Source organism: Arthrobacter horti (genome assembly GCF_030731045.1).
In the GTDB taxonomy this organism is placed as follows: Bacteria; Actinomycetota; Actinomycetes; order Actinomycetales; family Micrococcaceae; genus Arthrobacter_E; species Arthrobacter_E nanjingensis.
Genome location: NZ_JAVALS010000003.1, coordinates 179,093 through 197,486 on the forward strand (window position 1 = coordinate 179,093; position 18,394 = coordinate 197,486).

The following is an 18,394-nucleotide window of genomic DNA, read 5'->3' on the forward strand; positions in this document are numbered from 1 at the left end:
TCTGTCCCTCAATCAGGCCGCTGAGCGGCGCTCTTCTTCAGTGGTCTTGATGGCCGGCGCACTCTGCCCGTCCGGCGGCAGGAAATCGTGCGGGTGGTTGAGCTTCACGATCATCGGAGTCCGCTCGCGGGGCCAGCTGCGGCCGCCGTCCGGCACCGGATCCAGGCCGCCTTCGGCCCAGGGATGGCATCGCAGCACTCTCCTCGCGGACAGCCAGCTCCCCTTGACCGCACCGTGTACGGTGACGGCCTCCAGGGCGTAGGCGGAACAGCTGGGGAAGTACCGGCACACCTGCCCGTAGAGCGGCGAGACCACCAGACGGTACAGCTTCAGGACGCCGATCAGCAGGTTTCGCGGCAGATCGGTGACGGCGCGGACGACGACGGGCGCGCTCACGTGCGCTCTCCGCTCGCCGCCGGTCGCTCCGGACCAGGCTGCTGCTTACCGGCGGCGCGCGCCGCGAGACGGCGCAGCGCCTGCGCGAATGCCTGCTCGGTCTCCGTCACCAGTTCCTCCCACTCACTCTGTGCCGCGGCGGGCAAAGCCCGCACCACGACGTCGACTCCTGTCGGGTGATCCGTCAGGAGTCGCGCGCCGATCTCCCTCAACCTCCGCTTAACGAGGTTGCGGGTCACTGCGTTCCCCACGGCTTTGGAGACGATGAAGCCGATGCGGCTCCGCGTCCCGCCCGGGGAAAGGTGTGCAGATAGAACTAAGTTCCGGCGCCCTACCCGGACACCGGAACGAAGTGTGGTGGAAAAGTCGGCAGGGAGCCTCAGTCGGTTCGGTGCGGGAAGCACGGCGACGCCAGACCTGGCTCGGGGTCGACTAGTCGGCTTTAGGCCGAGAGCTCAGTGCGGCCCTTGCCACGGCGAGCGGCCAGGATGGCGCGGCCGGCACGGGTACGCATACGAAGACGGAAGCCGTGCTTCTTGGCACGACGGCGGTTGTTCGGCTGAAAAGTCCGCTTGCTCACGGTGGTTGCTCCAGTTGTTCGACGGGGCGCGTCTACCTGGATCGCGGGAAGCAGAGGCCGACGCTAAGTGTTCAATTGCCCACGGAACGAACGGAACGGCGTGTGTGCCATGTTCGCACCTGTTTGTAGGCAGGAGCCCCTGTGGGGACACAAGGGACTAGTCAACACTAGGGCGCGGAACTGCGAACAGTCAAATCTAGGGCATATCCACAGTCATCCACAAGGCCATGGACAAATCGCTGTGGAAACTGTGGATGAGCGCGGATCCCAGGCCTGGAGCGGAACGACACCGATGTAATTATCCACAGGCTCCTGGCTGGCTATCTTCTGGTTTTTCGATCGTCTACAGTGTCCCAGTAGCCGTTTTCCACCGACTGTGCATAACACTGTGGAAAAGTGTCGCCCATCACCTTCGTGGCGGCCTTCAGCGGGGATCCTCACGCGTCGTAACAGGGAAAGTCAGGTGGGCATGGACGAGAGCAGTCACGCGGATACGGTGGGCGGTCCCTGGCGGCAGGTGGTGCACCTGCTGGAGCGCGATCCCCAGGTCTCCCCGCGGCAGCGTGCTTTCGTCTCCCTGGCTCAGGCGCAAGCCCTGGTCGGATCCACCCTCCTGGTGGCCGTTCCGAACGAGATGACCCGTGACGTCCTGATCAACCAGGTCAAGGACTCCCTGGACGCCGCCCTGCGTGAGGTGTTCTCCGACGAGATCCGCTGCGCCATCGACGTGGACACCAATCTGGCCCCCGTAGCGCCGGCTCCCAGCGTGGCGGCCGCCCCGGTCCTGGACGAGGACATCGACGTCCCGGCGCACGGCGTCCGCCCTCAGCCGACTCCTCCGAGCACCTCCCAGGAGTTCGGCCGGCTCAACCCGAAGTACCTCTTCGACACCTTCGTGATCGGACAGTCGAACCGCTTCGCCCACGCGGCCGCCGTCGCCGTCGCCGAGGCCCCGGCCAAGGCATACAACCCACTGTTCATCTACGGAGACTCGGGTCTGGGCAAGACGCACCTCCTGCACGCCATCGGCCACTACGCCCGCCGCCTCTACAGCGGGATCCGGGTCCGGTACGTGAACTCCGAGGAGTTCACCAACGACTTCATCAACTCCATCCGCGACGACGAGGGCACCAGCTTCAAGCAGATGTACCGGAACGTGGATGTGCTGCTGATCGATGACATCCAGTTCCTGGCCGGCAAGGACGCGACGATGGAGGAGTTCTTCCACACGTTCAACGCCCTGCACCAGAACAACAAGCAGGTGGTCATCACCAGCGATCAGCCGCCCAAGGCCCTGGACGGCTTCGAGGACCGGCTGAAGTCCCGCTTCGAATGGGGTCTTCTGACGGACATCCAGCCGCCGGAGCTCGAGACCCGCATCGCCATTCTGCGCAAAAAAGCTCTCAGCGAAGGTCTCTCCGCCCCGGACGAGGCCCTCGAGTACATCGCTTCCCGCATCTCGAGCAATATCCGTGAGCTGGAAGGCGCCCTGATCCGCGTGACCGCGTTCGCCAGCCTCAACCGGCAGCCCGTGGATGTCGCCCTGGCGGAGATGGTGCTCAAGGACCTCATCACGGACGAGGGGGCCCAGGAGATCACCGCGTCCCAGATCCTGGATGCCACGGCCGACTACTTCAAGCTCTCCCTCGAAGAGCTCTGCAGCAAGTCCCGCACCCGGACGCTGGTGACGGCACGCCAGATCGCCATGTACCTGTGCCGGGAGCTCACGGACATGTCCCTGCCGAAGATCGGCCAGGAGATCGGCGGACGTGACCACACCACCGTCATGCACGCCGATCGGAAGATCCGTGAACTCATGAGCGAACGCCGCCAGATCTTCAATCAGGTCACCGAGCTGACCAACAAGATCAAGCAACAGCAGCGCGAGGCCTGAGACCCACTCCTTATTAACTTAACAACACCTGTGGATAAACCTGGGGACAGTTAAGTGGAGAAGCGCCGGGCATGCCCTTAAAACTCCGTAGTGGGCTGTGGATCCGCGCCAGGGCGCGGAATCTGTTCCCACAGGGGAACCCGGGTTGTCGGCATTAACGCCCACAGCACGTCAACAGCCCGGATCACCGGGATTCCGCGGCAGGATGCGGTTATCCACAGAATCCACAGCAGTTATTAACACTACGAATCCCAAAAAATTTGGAATCCGTCAGATAACAAGTTCCCTCCACCGACCCGGGCCGCCCGGCCAAGGACCGGACGGGTGGGCACCGGTGGTGCCCAGGCCCGCCCCACCACGGCCGATGGAACCCAGGCGTCTCCCGGGCCGGGTATTCTTGCAAGCTGAACCCGACTAAGCTGGGCGCATCGAACCCGGCGTTGATGAAAGGCGGCACCCTTCCGTGAAGTTCAGAGTCGAACGGGACGTCCTCGCCGAGGCAGTGAGCTGGGCGGCACGCTCGCTCTCTCCCCGGCCTCCGGTACCGGTCCTCTCTGGCCTCCTGCTGAAGGCCGAACACGGAACCGTCAGCCTTTCAAGCTTCGATTACGAGACCTCCGCACGCTTGGAGATCCCTGCTGAGATCACTCAGGAGGGGACCATCCTGGTCTCCGGCCGCCTTCTGGCGGACATCTGCCGCAGCCTTCCCTCCGCACCGGTGGACGTGGAGACCGACGGCACCAAGGTGACACTCACCTGCCGCCGCAGCTCGTTCCATCTGGCCACGATGCCGGAGAACGAGTACCCGGCCCTGCCGGCACTCCCTGCCGGCAACGGTGTGGTGGACGGAGCCGCGTTCTCCCAGGCCGTCAGCCAGGTGATCATCGCCGCGAGCAAGGACGACACCCTGCCGATCCTCACCGGCGTGCGCCTCGAGTTCGAGAATGACCTGATCACTTTCCTGGCCACCGACCGGTACCGGCTGGCCATGCGCGAACTCAGCTGGGCCCCCTCCACCCCGGGTCAGTCCATGTCCGCCCTGGTCAAAGCCAAGACCCTCAATGAGGTCGCCAAGACCCTCGGCGGCAGTGGCGAACTCAAGCTCGCCATCACCGAAGACGACTCCCGGCTCATCGCCTTCGAAAGTGCCGGCCGGGCCACCACCTCCCTCCTGGTCGACGGCGACTATCCCAAGATCCGCTCACTGTTCCCCGAAACGACCGCGATTCACGCCGTCGTGAGCACCTCCGAGCTGGTGGAGGCCGTCCGTCGTGTCTCCCTGGTGGCGGAACGCAACACTCCCGTGAGACTGGCCTTCACCGAAGGACAGGTCCACCTTGACGCTGGAACCGGCGAAGATGCCCAGGCTTCCGAAGAACTCGAAGCACGCCTTGAAGGCGAAGACATCACCGTCGCCTTCAACCCCGGGTACCTGATCGAGGGCCTGAGCGTGATCGAGACGAAATTCGTCCGGTTCTCCTTCACCGCTGCTCCCAAGCCGGCCATGCTGACGGCTCAGGCGGAGCTCGATGGCGAGGATTCGGATGATTACCGCTACCTGGTGATGCCCGTCCGGCTCCCCAACTAGAAGCCGCCGGGCGCACCGACAACCAGCCACGGGAGAAAGTGGATACCATGCACATCGGTCTGATCGGCCTCGGCAAAATGGGTTTCAACATGCGTCAGCGCCTGCGTGACGGCGGTCTGACCGTCACCGGTTTCGACCGCAATCCGGAGAAGACCGACGTCGCAAGTGTGGACGAACTGATCGCCGCGCTTCCGGCTCCCCGCCTGGTCTGGGTCATGGTCCCGGCAGGCGGTCCCACGGACGCGCTCATCAACGAACTCTCGGAGAAGCTCTCCGCCGGCGACATGGTGATCGACGGCGGCAACTCCCGCTTCACGGAGGACCAGAAGCACGGCGCCCTGCTCACGGAGAAGGGCATCCGCTTCGTGGACTGCGGCGTCTCCGGAGGTGTCTGGGGGCTGCAGAACGGCTACGGCCTCATGGTGGGCGGCACCGAGGAGGACGTCGCCACCGCGATGCCGCTCTTCGACGCCCTCCGTCCGGAAGGCCCCCGCGAGGACAGTTTCGTCCACGTGGGCGACGTCGGTTCGGGCCACTACGCCAAGATGGTCCACAACGGCATCGAGTACGGCCTGATGCAGGCCTACGCCGAAGGCTACGAACTGCTCGCCGCCAAGGACATCATCAAAGACGTCACCGGAACCTTCCGTGCCTGGCAGAAGGGCACCGTGGTGCGTTCCTGGCTCCTGGACCTGGCCGTCAACGCCCTCGAGGAGGATCCCGGCCTGGACCGGATCACCGGCTGGGCCGATGATTCCGGCGAAGGCCGCTGGACCGTCGAGGAGGCGATCGCCAACGCCGTCCCTGCCCCGGCGATCACGGCGGCACTCTTCGCCCGTTTCGTCTCACGCCAGGAGGACTCCCCGGCCATGAAGATGGTGGCCGCTCTCCGCAACCAGTTCGGCGGTCACGCCGTGAAGCAGGCCGGCGCAGAGCCGGCGCAGTGACGCTCCCGCGTGTATCTGGCGCATCTTTCGCTGACTGACTTCAGGAGTTACCCCGGACTCGAGCTTCCACTCGGGCCCGGGGTGACGGTCCTGGTCGGGTCCAATGGCGTCGGCAAGACCAACGTCATGGAGGCCATCGGCTATCTCTCCACGCTGGGTTCCCACCGGGTCTCCAGCGATCAGCCGCTGCTGAGGTTTGGCACGGAGCAGGCCTTCATCCGCGCCCGGCTGGTCCGCGGCGAGCAACAGGCGAGCGTGGAGCTGGAGATCAACGCCACCCGGGCCAACCGGGCCCGCATCAATCGCGGCAATCCGGTCCGGGCCCGCGAGATCCTGGGCCTGGTCCGGTCCGTCCTGTTCGCCCCGGAAGACCTGGCCCTGGTCAAGGGCGAGCCGGCCGTCCGCCGCCGGTTCCTCGACGAACTGCTCGTGACCCTGGAACCGCGGCATGCCGCGACCCGCGCCGACTACGACCGCGTGCTCAAGCAGCGCAACGCCCTGCTGAAATCGGCACGGGGCGGCCGGCTGAACGAGGCCCAGGAATCGACGCTCGATGTCTGGGACCACCACCTCGCCGGCACCGGGGCGGAGCTCTTGCGGGCCCGGCTGGACCTGGTCCAACGCCTGCAGCCGCACATCGACACCGCCTACGCCTCCCTGACCGACGGTTCCAAGATCGCCCGTGCGCACTACCGCTCCACCGCCGCCCGCCCCGCCGATGTGGTGAGCGACGACGACGGCGCGGTGGCGTCTGCGGAGGCTCCCGCCGCCGTCGTGGGTCAGGACTCAGGTGACGACGCCGCGCTGCTGGCTGATGCGACCGTGGAGGAGCTCAGCGCACTGTACGTCGAGGCGCTGCGCGCCGGCCGGCGGCAGGAGGCCGAACGCGGGCTGACGCTCGTCGGCCCGCACCGCGAAGAGCTCGAACTGCTGTTGGGACCGGCCCCGGCGAAGGGTTTCGCGTCCCACGGTGAGACCTGGTCCTTCGCACTGGCGCTGCGGCTCGCCGCCTACTACGTGCTCCTGGATGACGACTTGAGCGGGACGCAGGCCCCGGTCCTGATCCTGGATGACGTCTTCGCCGAACTCGATGCCCAGCGCCGGTCCCGGCTGGCCACCATCGTCGCCGGAGCCGAGCAGGTGCTGGTGACGGCCGCCGTCGAAGGGGACATCCCGCCCGAACTGCACGGCGCACGGGTGCGGGTGCTGCCGGGGACCGTGGAATTGGACGGCACTCATGGCGGATGACCCGCGCCAGGGTCAGGGAGACGGCGGTCCCGGGGACGGGCCGGATGCCGCGTCCGACGCACTCCGCCGGGCACGGCGCGCCGCGGAGCTGAGAGGCGAGGTCCGCAGCCGGAGCACCAGCGGCTCCCTCGAAGGGCCCCGCACCGGCAAGAAGCGGGAACGCCCGGGACGCCAGCAGTTCACCGGAGGCCGTGACCCGCAAGGCGTCGGCGCGATCATGGGCCGCCTGATCGAGGACCGCGGCTGGTCCTCCCCGGTGGCGGTCGGATCGGTGGTGAGTCAATGGGCGTCCTTCGTCGGCCCGGAGGTCGCCGCCCACTGCGAAGCCACCGGATTCGCCGGCACCACGCTGACGGTCCGCTGCGACTCGACCGCCTGGGCGGCCAATATGAGGCTGCTCCGTCCCAGCCTGCTGGAGAAGTTCCGGACCGAGGTCGGCCCCGGCATCGTCACCGTCATCGAGATTCACGGCCCCAGCGCCCCCTCCTGGAAACGGGGGATTCGGAGCGTGCCCGGGCGCGGCCCGCGCGACACCTACGGGTGAGTCGCTCACGGCCTCCAGGAGCCCTGAGAGGGCCGAGAAGTGAATACGGGGTTGTGAACCGGTCTCCGGAGCCCGGCAAGAGGCCATTACTCGCCGGTCACGGGCACTTTTTCTCTCACAGCGTCGTTCTGAAACAGGAATCGAAGTGCTCCACCGGGTAGAATGAACGCGGAGCAGAGCGCCGTTTCGAGACGGATCGGGCGCTCATTCCATGTCATGACCCCTGTGCGGGAGACTTTCACGGGCGGGGGCGAGCACCACACACGTCAGCGCCTCGCGGCCGTTGCCCCGGCAACGGTTCCGAGGGCGGTACCGAGAGCACCGAAGGAAAGACACGCCTGTGGCCATTGAGAACGCCGAACATGAAGCTGCTGCACCCCGTGAATACGGGGCGAGTGACATCACCGTCCTCGAAGGCCTCGAAGCGGTCCGCAAACGCCCTGGCATGTACATCGGCTCCACCGGGCCCCGTGGTCTGCACCACCTGGTCTGGGAAGTGGTGGACAACTCCGTCGATGAGGCTCTGGCAGGCTACTGCTCGCATATCGAGGTGACGCTGCAAGCGGACGGCGGCGTGAAGGTCGTCGATGACGGCCGCGGCATCCCCGTGGACATCCACCCCACCGAAGGCAAGCCCACCGTGGAGGTGGTCATGACCATCCTGCACGCCGGCGGCAAGTTCGGCGGCGGCGGGTACGCCGTCTCCGGTGGTCTGCACGGTGTGGGCATCTCCGTGGTGAACGCGCTCTCGCGGCGGGTCAACACCGAGATCCGCCGCCAGGGCCATGTCTGGCGCATGTCCTTTGAGAACGGCGGCAAGCCGGTCGGCGGATTGGTGCAGGGTGAGGAGACCGAGGCCACCGGCACCACCCAGACGTTCTACCCCGACCCGGAGATCTTCGAGACCACGGTCTTCGACTTCGAGACCCTCCGGGCCCGCATCCAGCAGATGGCCTTCCTCAACAAGGGCCTGCGGATCACGCTCACGGACGAGCGTGCGTCCGTGCAGGAGAACGAGGATCTCGATCTGGACAACCTCCACGCCGAAGAGGCCGAGGGCGGCCCGCGCACCGTGGTGTACCAGTACGACAACGGCCTCCTGGACTACGTGGTCCACCTCAACAAGAGCAAGAAGATCGAGCTGGTCCACCCGGATGTGATCTCCTTCGAAACGGAGGACACAGAGAAGAACATCACGCTGGAAATGGCGATGCAGTGGACCACCGCGTACTCGGAGAGCGTCCACACCTACGCCAACACCATCAACACGCATGAGGGCGGCACCCACGAAGAGGGCTTCCGTGCGGCGTTGACCACCCTGATGAACCGCTACGCGCGGGAGAAGAACATCATCAAGGAGAAGGACGACAACCTCACGGGTGACGACATCCGCGAAGGCCTCACCGCCGTCCTCTCCGTCAAGCTGTCCGAACCGCAGTTCGAAGGCCAGACCAAGACCAAGCTGGGCAACTCCGAGGCCAAGGGCTTCGTGCAGCGTGCGGTGACGGATCAGCTCGGCGACTGGCTGGAGCGCAACCCCGGCCCCGCCCGGGACATCATCCGCAAGGCCATCAACGCCGCTCAGGCCCGCATGGCAGCGCGCAAGGCCCGCGACAACGCGCGCCGCAAGAGCCCGCTGGAGTCCTTCGGCATGCCGGGCAAGCTCTCCGACTGCTCCTCCAAGGACCCATCGCGCTGCGAGGTCTACATCGTGGAGGGTGACTCGGCCGGCGGTTCCGCCAAGCGCGGCCGCAACCCGGAGACGCAGGCCATCCTGCCCCTGCGCGGCAAGATCCTGAACGTGGAGCGCGCCCGCCTGGACCGTGCCCTGGGCAATGCCGAGGTCCAGTCCATGATCACGGCCTTCGGCACGGGCATCGGCGAGGACTTCGACATGTCCAAGCTGCGCTACCACAAGATCGTGCTCATGGCCGATGCCGACGTGGACGGCCAGCACATCACCACCCTGCTCATGACGCTGCTGTTCCGTTTCATGCGGCCACTCATCGAGCACGGTTACGTGTACCTGGCGCAGCCGCCGCTGTACCGCATCAAGTGGTCCAACGCCGCTCACGACTACGTGTACAGCGACGCCGAACGCGATGCCGCCCTGGCCAGGGGACAGGCGGAGAACAAGCGTCTGCCCAAGGACAACGGCATCCAGCGCTACAAGGGTCTGGGCGAGATGGACTACAGCGAGCTGTGGGACACCACCATGGACCCGGATCACCGCACCCTGCTGCAGGTCACCATGGACGACGCCCTCGCCGCCGATCAGGTCTTCTCCGTCCTGATGGGCGAGGATGTGGAATCCCGCCGCAACTTCATCCAGCAGAACGCCAAGGACGTCAGGTTCCTGGACATCTAGGCCGTTGACGACGGCGGCTGCCAGCCGCCGTCGTACGCCTGATCCGGAACCGATCAACGTGAAACGAAAGACGGAACGATGAGTGACGAAACCCCCGAAGTCCCTGGCGTGAACAGCACCGAGAGTGCCCTGGAAGGCACCGTGGTGGACCGCGTCGAGCAGGTGGACCTGCAGACCGAGATGCAGCGCTCGTATCTCGACTACGCCATGGCCGTGATCGTCGGCCGCGCCCTTCCCGATGTGCGCGACGGCCTGAAGCCCGTGCACCGCCGCGTGATCTACGCGATGTACGACGGCGGCTACCGCCCGGAGAAGTCGTTCAGCAAGTGCGCGCGCGTGGTCGGCGAGGTCATGGGCCAGTACCACCCGCACGGCGACTCGGCGATCTACGACGCCTTGGTGCGCCTCATCCAGGACTGGACCATGCGGTACCCGCTGGCCCTCGGCCAGGGCAACTTCGGCTCTCCGGGCAATGACGGCGCGGCCGCCCCGCGATACACCGAGACCAAGATGGCCCAGCTGGCCATGGAGATGGTCCGGGACATCGACGAGGAGACCGTCGACTTCCAGGACAACTACGACGGCAAGAGCCAGGAACCCACCATCCTGCCGGCGCGTTTCCCGAACCTTCTGGTCAACGGCTCCTCCGGCATCGCCGTGGGCATGGCCACCAACATCCCCCCGCACAACCTCCGCGAAGTGGCGGACGGCGTGCAGTGGTACCTGAAGAACCCCGAGGCCACCCGCGAGGAGCTGCTCGAGGAGTTGCTCCTGCGGATCAAGGGCCCGGATTTCCCCACCGGTGCCACGATCCTGGGCCACAAGGGCATCGAGGACGCCTACCGCACCGGCCGCGGCTCCATCACGATGCGCGCGGTGGTCAACGTGGAGGAGATCCAGGGCCGCACCTGCCTGGTGGTCACCGAGCTGCCGTACCAGGCGAACCCGGACAACCTGGCCGTGAAGATCGCCGAACTGGTCAAGGACGGCAAGATCCAGGGCATCGCGGACCTCCGCGATGAGACGTCCGGCCGCACGGGCCAGCGCCTGGTGGTCGTCCTCAAGCGCGACGCCGTGGCCAAGGTGGTGCTGAACAACCTCTACAAGCACACCCAGCTGCAGGAGAACTTCTCCGCGAACATGCTGGCCATCGTGGACGGCGTGCCGCGCACCCTCAGCCTGGACGCGTTCATCCGTCACTGGGTCACGCACCAGATGGACGTCATCGCCCGCCGGACCCGGTACCGTCTGCGCCGCGCCGAGGAGGAGGCCCACATCCTGCGGGCCCTGCTCAAGGCCCTGGACATGCTGGACGAGGTCATCGCCCTGATCCGTGCCTCCAACACCACCGAGGCCGCCCGTGACGGCCTGATGCAGCTGCTGGACATCGACGAACTGCAGGCCCGGGCCATCCTGGACATGCAGCTGCGCCGCCTGGCCGCCCTGGAACGCCAGAAGATCCAGGAACGCCATGCCGAGCTCGAGGCTCTGATCGCCGAATACCAGGCGATCATCGCCTCCGAGGACCGCCAGCGCGAGATCATCGGCGAGGAACTCGGCGCGATCGTGGACAAGTACGGCGATGACCGCCGTACCCAGATCCTGCGCGGCTTCGACGGGGACATGTCCATCGAGGACCTCATCCCTGAAGAGGAAGTGGTGGTCACCATCACCCGCGGCGGTTACGTCAAGCGCACCCGCAGCGACAACTACCGCTCCCAGCAGCGCGGCGGCAAGGGCGTCAAGGGCGCTCAGCTGCGCGGCGACGACGTCGTGGAGCACTTCTTCGTCACCACCACGCACCACTGGCTGCTGTTCTTCACCAACCTGGGCCGCGTCTACCGCGCCAAGGCGTACGAACTGGCCGAGGCCGGCCGCGACGCCAAGGGCCAGCACGTGGCGAACCTCCTGGCCTTCCAGCCGGACGAGCACATCGCGCAGGTCCTTGACCTGCGTGATTACACCCAGGCCCCGTACCTGGTGCTCGCCACCAAGGGCGGTCTGGTGAAGAAGACCCGCCTGGAGGACTACGACACCAACCGCAGTGCCGGCGTGATCGCCATCAACCTGCGCGACGACGACGAAGTGGTCTCCGCCCAGCTGGTCAGCGAGACGGACGACCTGATCCTGGTCTCCCGCAAGGGGCAGTCGATCCGCTTCACCGCCGACGACGAGGCGTTGCGTCCCATGGGCCGCGCCACCTCCGGTGTGACCGGCATGAAGTTCCGTGACGAGGACGAACTGCTCGCCGCCGACGTCGTCACCGAGGACTCCTTCGTGTTCGTGGTGACCGAGGGCGGTTACGCCAAGCGCACCGCAGCAGACGAGTACCGCCTGCAGAACCGTGGCGGCCTGGGCATCAAGGTGGCCAAGCTCGCCGAGGAGCGCGGCGACCTGGTGGGCGCGCTGATCGTGAGCGAAGGCGACGAGGTCCTGGTGGTCATGGAAGGCGGCAAGGTGGTCCGTTCCGCCGTGGAAGGCGTCCCCGCCAAGGGCCGTGACACCATGGGCGTCATCTTCGCCAAGCCGGACAAGAACGACCGCATCATCGGGGTGGCCCGCAACAGCGAACGCGGACTGGAAGGCGAGGATTCCGGGGATTCCCCGGAAGACTCCCAGGGCGATGACGTAACGTTGAGTGAGAACACGGACGGGTCGAACGACTCCGTCCCCGACCAGGACACCGCATCCGGTGATGCCGGAGCGGCCGAGCCGCAGAGCAATGAGACCAGTGGAGGTAACGCGTGAGCTCCTCGAACCCGAGCCCTTTTGAGAGCCGCCCCCAGCAGCCCCACGGAGACGGCTCCAGGAACCCGTCGGGTGGCTCTGCGGCCAAGGGAGCACCCGCGCCGCGTCCGGTGGCGTCTCCGTTCCCCGCACCACAGCAGCAGCCGCGGCCCCAGGCCGCACCTGCTCAGTCGGGTACCGCCCAGCCGGCGGCCACCCGTCCCGTGCAGGCACAGCAGCGTCCCGCCGCGGCGCCGTCGAGCGCCCGGCCCCGCGTGGCCCAGGCGCCGGCCGGTCAGAGCGGGGACGCAGTGCCGGGCCTGGTGAAGCCCGCACCCAAGGCGAAGGTCCGCCGCGCCCGTCTCATGGTGAGCAAGATCGACCCGTGGTCCGTGTTGAAGATGTCTTTCCTGCTGTCCGTGGCCCTGGGCATCGTGACCGTGGTGGCGGCACTGGTCCTGTGGACGGTGCTGGACCTGACCGGCATCTTCAACCAGGTCAACAAGCTGGTGGGTGATGTGGCCGGCAGTGAGAGCGGCGGCTTCGATCTGCGCAAGGTGGCCTCGCTGGGCCAGGTGGTGTCCTTCTCCACGATCATCGCCGTGGTCAACGTGGTGCTCCTGACCGCCATCTCCACCCTGTCCGCAGTGCTGTACAACCTCGCCGCGACCCTGGTGGGCGGCGTCGGTGTGACCCTCACGGACGACTGATCCCCAGCGCTTCGTGGTAAGACCCCTCAGGGATGAATCCTTGGGGGGTCTTCTCGATTTGGAACAGGGCGGGAAGTGCTGATAGAGTCTTATCTCGGCCGTTCGGGGTGAACCTGTAACGGACGTGGGGGCGTATAGCTCAGGCGGTTAGAGCGCTTCGCTGATAACGAAGAGGTCCCAGGTTCAAGTCCTGGTACGCCCACGGAACCATCGAGTTCGATTCACCGAGGTAACGATGAAGAAGCTGCTCGTCATCGCATTGGCGATCGCTTCCATCGTGATCGTGAAGAAGACCCGTGAGTCCGAAGCCCGGAAGGGCTCCTGGAAACAGGGCACCGATTCGGTGGCCTGATCAGGAACTCCGGGGGCATGGCGCAATTGGTAGCGCACCTGCTTTGCAAGCAGGAGTCCACAACTTCATATTGACCCTTCAAGGGGCCTTAGCTCAGCTGGTAGAGCGCCGCCTTTGCAAGGCGGATGTCAGGAGTTCGAATCTCCTAGGCTCCACAGAATCCCTGGTCAGAAGCCGTTTCCGCGTGTAGGAAGCGGCTTCTTCCGTTTGAGCACCGAGCCCCTGACCACCAGATCTGCTGGTAGCAGTATGGCGAAACTAGGTAGTAATTTGTGTTTGGTCGGGTGCGCCCCGTGCGTCTCGTCGTCCTGCGGAAACAGGCGGGGCCACGCGCACGGATTCGTCCGCGTGCGCCCGGTGCGCCCTCGATATCCGGTCCGCCCAGGGGGTCGATTCGCCTCTGCCGGACTGTCGTACGAGTGGGTTAGCGTCGATGAATGGTGGAGATCGCGGACTACGAGCGGCGCGGGGACCTGGACGCCCCGTTCGAGCTGACCAAGAAGGCGGAGAAGGCGCAGAGGCAGAGCGAGGAGATCCGCGCGGCGGTGAGGTGCGAGATCCCGTCCCTGACGTGGGAGCAGTTCGCGGCCGGGGAGCCCTGCCCTGGCTGTGGGCGGTCGTACCGCGACGAGGAGCGCTGGGAGTCCAAGGGGACGATGCACTTCACCGACGAGGAGCGCGCCCGCTACGAGGCCGAGGGGGAGCTCTTCAAGGAGCGCCACGGCGACTGCCATGCGATGCGCCACAAGGTGTCCGGCTCGCTGACGACCCACTGCGGCAGGTGCTGCCCACCGCCCCCGATGTCTCCGGAGCAGAGGGAGTTGATCCTGCGCCTCTTCTCTTGCCCGACGCCTCCGCAGCAGCTGATGCGATGGCGGCTGCGCCTCTACTGCGGACACGTCGTCGAGAAGACGGCCCACTACACCCACAAGACGCTCCACGCGGCGTTCTCCGGGGCGACGTCCTGCCCTGAGTGCGGCCTCGACCCGGCGACGATCGTCGATGGAGCGGCCGTCGGGCTGAAGGCCGAACCGCCGGGCGCTCCACGAACCGGTGCTCCAAGGGCGGCCAGGCGGTCGAGGAAGCCAACGAAGGCGGAGCTCCAGGCCAAGGTCTCCGAACTTGAGGCAGAGGTGGAGCGCCTGCAGAGGAAGTGAGCGCTGTATGGGTATTCACGCGGACCGATCCGCCTCGGCGCGCCGCGCCGCGTTCTCGCGCAGGGCACGCCCTGCTCTGATGCCAGACTTTAGATAGAGGTCCGAACCGAGGGCCTCCCCAGCAGCTGAGGGCCGCTGGCCGGCCGAGGCGACAGAGAACGAGGGGCGCAGCATGGGTGGTCGGCTGGTCGCAGTGCTTCACAGCCGTCCGACTGGTCCAGGAACGATCACGCGCGGCCGTGTCGGAGGCGTGTGCGCCGTGCTGGGCTGCGACTCATTCGAGATCGTGAACCTGTACGCGGCGGAGCTGCCGACCTCCGGCTCTCTGGATCTGGCCACGCCCTCCCCGGCATGGGAGGAGGGACGCCGTGAGATCGAAAGGGCGGTCCGTGGCTCCGACACGAAGGCGGTGCTGCTGGGGTACGGAGTGCGATCCCCGGCGGGCCCGCAGCGCACGCAGTACCAGGAGCAGCTCCACTGGCTCGCTGATCTGCTGACCTCGAGCGGGCATGCGCCGTGGACCTACGGGGACCGTCCGTCCCATCCGTCGCGATGGCAGCGGATCGCGCACCGCCACAGCCCGGGTAGCTCCGTCTACGATCTGGCTCCGGAGCTCCTCCAGCAGCACGAGGGCGGGAGCCTCCGCATGGGAGCCGGCAACGTCGCGATTCAGCCGACGGGGGCGTGAGTCGGTCGCGCGCAGCGGCCCAGGCCCGTTCGCGCTGCCGCCGAGACGCGTCGCAGCGCTGTCATCCCTGGGTCCATTCCCCGGCGAAGCCTCGGAGATGTCCGGCCAAGCTGGCGATGTAGACGCTCCAGTTCTGCTGTCCTCGCAGATCGGCCGCGCGCGGGAACGGCAGGTGCGTGAGCCAGAGCGGGTAGCGGCCATCCCGTAGCCGTCGGAGCTCGGCCTGCCGAGCTCGGCCGCCGTCGCGAGTCGGATACAACAGGACCGCGAGATCCGAGGGACGCCCGTCGAGCGTGGCGAGGTGGCTGTATGCGAACAGCTGGTAGCCGTCGGACGACCCCGGGACCCGACCGGTGCCGAGCTTGTACTTCGCGTCGGCTACGACCACCCGTCGACCGGTTCGCAGCATGAAGTCCGGGAACGACCCGGTGTCGGGCTCGCCCGGCCGGTCCCCTTCGGCGGCCGGCGGAGCCCAGGGTGCGGGGACGCTCACGCCCTCCCCGGGCTGCGCGTCCCGGCTGACCGCCAGCGCGCTGAAGGCGCTCTCGAGGGCCATCTCCAAGCATTGCTCCCAGAACTTCTCCGTCGAGACGTGGATCAACAGGGCATCCGTGGAGCTGGTCCCAGCCTCGGGCTGGACGGCCCAGTCACGCAGTACCGGCAGCGCTGCGTCGACGGCAGGCTTCCAGATCTGGTCGAGCGGGCCGAGCCAGAGGCTCTCTGCGAGCAGGATGGCGCGCTCGCGCTCGATCTGCGTGACGCCCGAGAGGTGGCGCAGCAGGTGGACGGCTCGGGTCTGCAGACCCGGACGGAGCACCGCCACTTTCGGCGGCAGGTGATCGCTGCCGATGACCCGCAGGGCCGCCGCCACGACCTGCAGCAGCGGGGTGTCCGTCGTCAGCTCGTCGAACGTCGACTCCACCCGCGGCGTGCCCGTGGCGAGTGAGTACAAGAGACTCTTCGCCCCCAGCCGGCCACGGGGCATCTCCAGCGTCTCGGTGCGCTCGTCGTACCTCGGGCGGGCTCGGAAGATGAGTTCTTCGACCGTGGCCAGCAGACGTTCGTGCGTCAGCAGCCGCAGCAGCGACGGCGCGAACGCTCCCTCGAACGTCAGAGGGCTGTCCATCAGGCTGCCGCGCTCCGCGAGCAGCATCAGATCGATGAGCTGCCCGAACGGCTCCGCGTGCCCGATCGTCTCACGCACCGGCTCGTCCGAGGGGGAGCCGAGCGCGAGCAGGTCGGCCTGGGTCCTCGAGGCCTCAGCGAGGCTCACGGCCAGTGAGCCGATGCACTCGGCGGAGGTCCTGATCGCGGTCAGCCCCGTCTCGTGCACCACGACGTGCGTCGTCGTTCCCGGGGAGTGCGCGTGCTCTTGAACGAGCCGGGGCTGCGACGCCCACGGCTTGGGCAGCACCGTCACGGTCACGCGCCCGCCGGCACCGTCCGGGAGGACGGCGAAGCCCGAGCGGGTGCCGCGCGGGCTCGCCTTAATCCAGAGCCGAGGGGCGCTACTGATCACCGTCATCGTCGTCCTCGGCATCGTCGGGCTCTTCCGGAGACGTGTACTCCGAAATCGCTCCAGCCGGGATGTCTATGACGCTGAGACCCCGGGTGAGCCCATGGCCCTCTTCGACGATCGCGATCGAGAGACTAGCGAGGAAGTCGTCGAAGGCTGCCCAGCGATCGCCGGTGTCGGAGGCCTTGGCGGATTCGAGCCACGCCTGTCGCGTCTCCTTGGTGAGCAGGTTCGACGCTCCCACCTGCATGGCGGTGTCGATCAGCTGCGGGAGGATCGCGTAGCGCCAGACCATCCATTCGGCGTCTTCGTCGACGTCGCGTCGCGCCTCACCGGTCTCCTTGAGCTTCGCGAGGTCGATCACGCCGTACGGACGTGCGGGGCCATGCTGTGAGGCTCGAGTCTCCTCGTGCCAGCCGTCCGGGCCGATACTGATGGCTTTCAGGGCCTTGACCGCCTGGCCGACGTTGTCGATCAGAATGAGTTCGAAGGTGTGATCGCTGTGGCGGAGCCACACGTGGACCTTGTTGTCGAGCCTGAACCCGCTGATCGCCGCGCTGAAGGGCTCTCCGGAGGCCGACTGCCCCTGGTAATAAAGCTTGTGGTTGTTCCCACTCGGGTTGGGGCGTATGAGGTTGTCCAGGTACTTCTCGCCCTCGAACGTGATCTCGAGGTTGTCGTGCGTGTCCGGTGTCGAGCGCGACATCTTCGGGACGCCGTTCGAGGCCATCGGGTAGAAGGAGTCGATGATCCCGCGCTTGCCGCCCGGCGTGGAGTCGGGGAGCCCGAGCTGGGTGTGGCTGCCGCCGTCGAGCTTGCGGGCTTCGAGCCAGAACGCGCCTGTCACGGTTGGCTTTGAAGCGGCTTGCCGCAGTTCCGCCAGTGGGTCGTTCAGGTCAGCGACGGAGCCCTCGGTGGCCGCGACGCCGAACAGGTAACTGTGACCGAGCATCGCGTTCGGCCCCAGGCAGCGCCGTAGCGCCTCGTTGAGGTTGGTCAGCTGCTCGATTGAGCGCTCGACCCGGTCAGCGGCTTCTCGACCGTCCGTCTTCACGATCTGCGCGCGGAGTGCGTCGCCGATCAGGGGCTCGACACGGACGAAGCCGAACCGCCGGCGGAGCGCGGAGTCCAGCGGTGCGATCGAGCGGTCCGACGTGTTCATGGTGCCGAGCAGGTAGAGGTTGCTCGGCATGGAGAACAGCTGCCCGGAGTAGGGAAGCGTGACCTGCATGCCGCCGACGACTTCTGTCCCGTTGGGAGTGCCGCGCTTGCTGGATTCCATCGTCAGCAGCAGGTCGCCGAACACCTTGGGGACGTTCGCCCGGTTGAGCTCGTCGATCAAGACCAGAAAGTCCGACTCCGGAGCCGCGATCGCTCTGCTGATCACGTCGCGCAGGAAGCCGTCCTTGCGAACGAAGGAGGCCTTCTCGTCGTCGTACCGCAGCCCCTCGACGAACTCCTCGTACGTGGTGTTGGGGTGGAGAGTGATCGCGTAACGGCCGCGCCCGTCGCCGGCGAGAGGTCTCCCTGTCTCTGCCTCCCACGCGTCGGCGACTGCCGCCACCACATGTGACTTCCCTGTTCCGGGCGGACCTTCCAGGACTGCGTTCTTGAATCTCCGCAGCACACGAATCGTCTCAAGCGCCAGTTCCATCGGATCCACCTCTCCTTCGCGTCAA

Annotated in this window: 15 protein-coding genes, 2 tRNA genes and 1 pseudogene; 13 read left to right on the forward strand and 5 right to left on the reverse strand. The window is 66.6% G+C overall.

What is annotated here, in order from left to right; translation table 11 throughout:
* Positions 1–12: 12 nt before the first annotated feature.
* Genes yidD through rpmH form a run of 3 tightly spaced genes read right to left on the reverse strand, consistent with a single transcriptional unit; the run spans position 13 to position 976 of the window.
* Positions 13–396, reverse strand: coding sequence for a membrane protein insertion efficiency factor YidD (gene yidD, locus Q9R02_RS06875; RefSeq protein WP_305995920.1), 384 nt, complete (start codon positions 394–396; stop codon positions 13–15).
* A complete protein-coding gene (rnpA, locus tag Q9R02_RS06880; RefSeq protein ID WP_305995921.1) occupies positions 393–800 on the reverse strand; it encodes a ribonuclease P protein component in 408 nt (135 codons plus the stop codon). Before rnpA ends, yidD begins: the two co-directional genes overlap by 4 nt.
* Positions 801–838: 38 nt before the next feature.
* The gene (gene rpmH, locus Q9R02_RS06885) at positions 839–976 is read right to left on the reverse strand and encodes a 50S ribosomal protein L34 (RefSeq protein WP_003800212.1); all 138 of its coding nucleotides are present in this window, start codon (positions 974–976) and stop codon (positions 839–841) included.
* A gap of 469 nt (positions 977–1,445) precedes the next feature.
* Here rpmH and dnaA point away from each other — a divergent pair, with 469 nt between their 5' ends.
* The 13 genes and pseudogenes from dnaA (at position 1,446) to Q9R02_RS06950 (ending at position 15,199) form a co-directional block, all read left to right on the forward strand.
* Positions 1,446–2,870 (forward strand): chromosomal replication initiator protein DnaA, encoded by a 1,425-nt coding sequence (gene dnaA / locus Q9R02_RS06890; protein WP_425279226.1) that lies wholly within the window; start codon positions 1,446–1,448, stop codon positions 2,868–2,870.
* A gap of 463 nt (positions 2,871–3,333) precedes the next feature.
* Positions 3,334–4,458: a DNA polymerase III subunit beta gene (gene dnaN / locus Q9R02_RS06895; protein WP_305995923.1), complete on the forward strand. Its 1,125-nt coding sequence runs from the start codon at positions 3,334–3,336 to the stop codon at positions 4,456–4,458.
* Between the two features lie 32 nt (positions 4,459–4,490).
* Positions 4,491–5,405, forward strand: a pseudogene (gene gnd / locus Q9R02_RS06900) (phosphogluconate dehydrogenase (NAD(+)-dependent, decarboxylating)); the annotation flags it as partial.
* 9 nt (positions 5,406–5,414) lie between these two features.
* On the forward strand, positions 5,415–6,653 hold the full coding sequence (recF, locus tag Q9R02_RS06905) for a DNA replication/repair protein RecF (RefSeq protein WP_305995924.1): 1,239 nt from the start codon (positions 5,415–5,417) through the stop codon (positions 6,651–6,653).
* The gene (locus Q9R02_RS06910; RefSeq protein ID WP_305995925.1) at positions 6,643–7,197 is read left to right on the forward strand and encodes a DciA family protein; all 555 of its coding nucleotides are present in this window, start codon (positions 6,643–6,645) and stop codon (positions 7,195–7,197) included. The genes recF and Q9R02_RS06910 overlap by 11 nt, the downstream gene beginning before the upstream one ends.
* A gap of 340 nt (positions 7,198–7,537) precedes the next feature.
* A complete protein-coding gene (gene gyrB / locus Q9R02_RS06915) occupies positions 7,538–9,565 on the forward strand; it encodes a DNA topoisomerase (ATP-hydrolyzing) subunit B (RefSeq protein ID WP_482763966.1) in 2,028 nt (675 codons plus the stop codon).
* 78 nt (positions 9,566–9,643) lie between these two features.
* Complete coding sequence (gyrA, locus tag Q9R02_RS06920; protein ID WP_305995926.1) at positions 9,644–12,313, forward strand: DNA gyrase subunit A; 2,670 nt, start codon at positions 9,644–9,646, stop codon at positions 12,311–12,313.
* Positions 12,310–13,002, forward strand: a complete 693-nt coding sequence (locus Q9R02_RS06925; protein ID WP_305995927.1) for a DUF3566 domain-containing protein — start codon at positions 12,310–12,312, stop codon at positions 13,000–13,002. Before gyrA ends, Q9R02_RS06925 begins: the two co-directional genes overlap by 4 nt.
* A 128-nt stretch (positions 13,003–13,130) precedes the next feature.
* Positions 13,131–13,204 (forward strand) — tRNA-Ile (locus Q9R02_RS06930).
* 33 nt (positions 13,205–13,237) lie between these two features.
* Positions 13,238–13,354 (forward strand): DLW-39 family protein, encoded by a 117-nt coding sequence (locus Q9R02_RS06935; RefSeq protein ID WP_305995928.1) that lies wholly within the window; start codon positions 13,238–13,240, stop codon positions 13,352–13,354.
* Between the two features lie 82 nt (positions 13,355–13,436).
* Positions 13,437–13,509, forward strand: a tRNA-Ala gene (locus Q9R02_RS06940).
* Between the two features lie 282 nt (positions 13,510–13,791).
* Complete coding sequence (locus Q9R02_RS06945; RefSeq protein ID WP_305995929.1) at positions 13,792–14,511, forward strand: hypothetical protein; 720 nt, start codon at positions 13,792–13,794, stop codon at positions 14,509–14,511.
* Positions 14,512–14,761: 250 nt separating this feature from the next.
* Positions 14,762–15,199 (forward strand): DUF1643 domain-containing protein, encoded by a 438-nt coding sequence (locus Q9R02_RS06950; protein WP_305995930.1) that lies wholly within the window; start codon positions 14,762–14,764, stop codon positions 15,197–15,199.
* Positions 15,200–15,260: 61 nt separating this feature from the next.
* On the opposite strand, the gene Q9R02_RS06955 is transcribed toward Q9R02_RS06950, so the two are convergent.
* Positions 15,261–16,724, reverse strand: a complete 1,464-nt coding sequence (locus tag Q9R02_RS06955; protein WP_305995931.1) for a 5-methylcytosine restriction system specificity protein McrC — start codon at positions 16,722–16,724, stop codon at positions 15,261–15,263.
* Positions 16,708–18,369, reverse strand: a complete 1,662-nt coding sequence (locus Q9R02_RS06960) for an McrB family protein (RefSeq protein WP_305996091.1) — start codon at positions 18,367–18,369, stop codon at positions 16,708–16,710. Before Q9R02_RS06960 ends, Q9R02_RS06955 begins: the two co-directional genes overlap by 17 nt.
* Positions 18,370–18,394: the final 25 nt, after the last annotated feature.

What these genes read in the sequence shown, in the direction of transcription:
- dnaA (WP_425279226.1), top strand. Translation starts at nt 1,446, where the DNA reads ATGGACGAGAGCAGTCACGCGGATACGGTGGGCGGTCCCTGGCGGCAG.
- Q9R02_RS06910 (WP_305995925.1), top strand. Translation starts at nt 6,643, where the DNA reads ATGGCGGATGACCCGCGCCAGGGTCAGGGAGACGGCGGTCCCGGGGAC.
- gyrA (WP_305995926.1), top strand. Translation starts at nt 9,644, where the DNA reads ATGAGTGACGAAACCCCCGAAGTCCCTGGCGTGAACAGCACCGAGAGT.
- Q9R02_RS06935 (WP_305995928.1), top strand. Translation starts at nt 13,238, where the DNA reads ATGAAGAAGCTGCTCGTCATCGCATTGGCGATCGCTTCCATCGTGATC.
- Q9R02_RS06945 (WP_305995929.1), top strand. Translation starts at nt 13,792, where the DNA reads ATGGTGGAGATCGCGGACTACGAGCGGCGCGGGGACCTGGACGCCCCG.
- Q9R02_RS06955 (WP_305995931.1), bottom strand. Translation starts at nt 16,724, where the DNA reads ATGACGGTGATCAGTAGCGCCCCTCGGCTCTGGATTAAGGCGAGCCCG.
- Q9R02_RS06960 (WP_305996091.1), bottom strand. Translation starts at nt 18,369, where the DNA reads ATGGAACTGGCGCTTGAGACGATTCGTGTGCTGCGGAGATTCAAGAAC.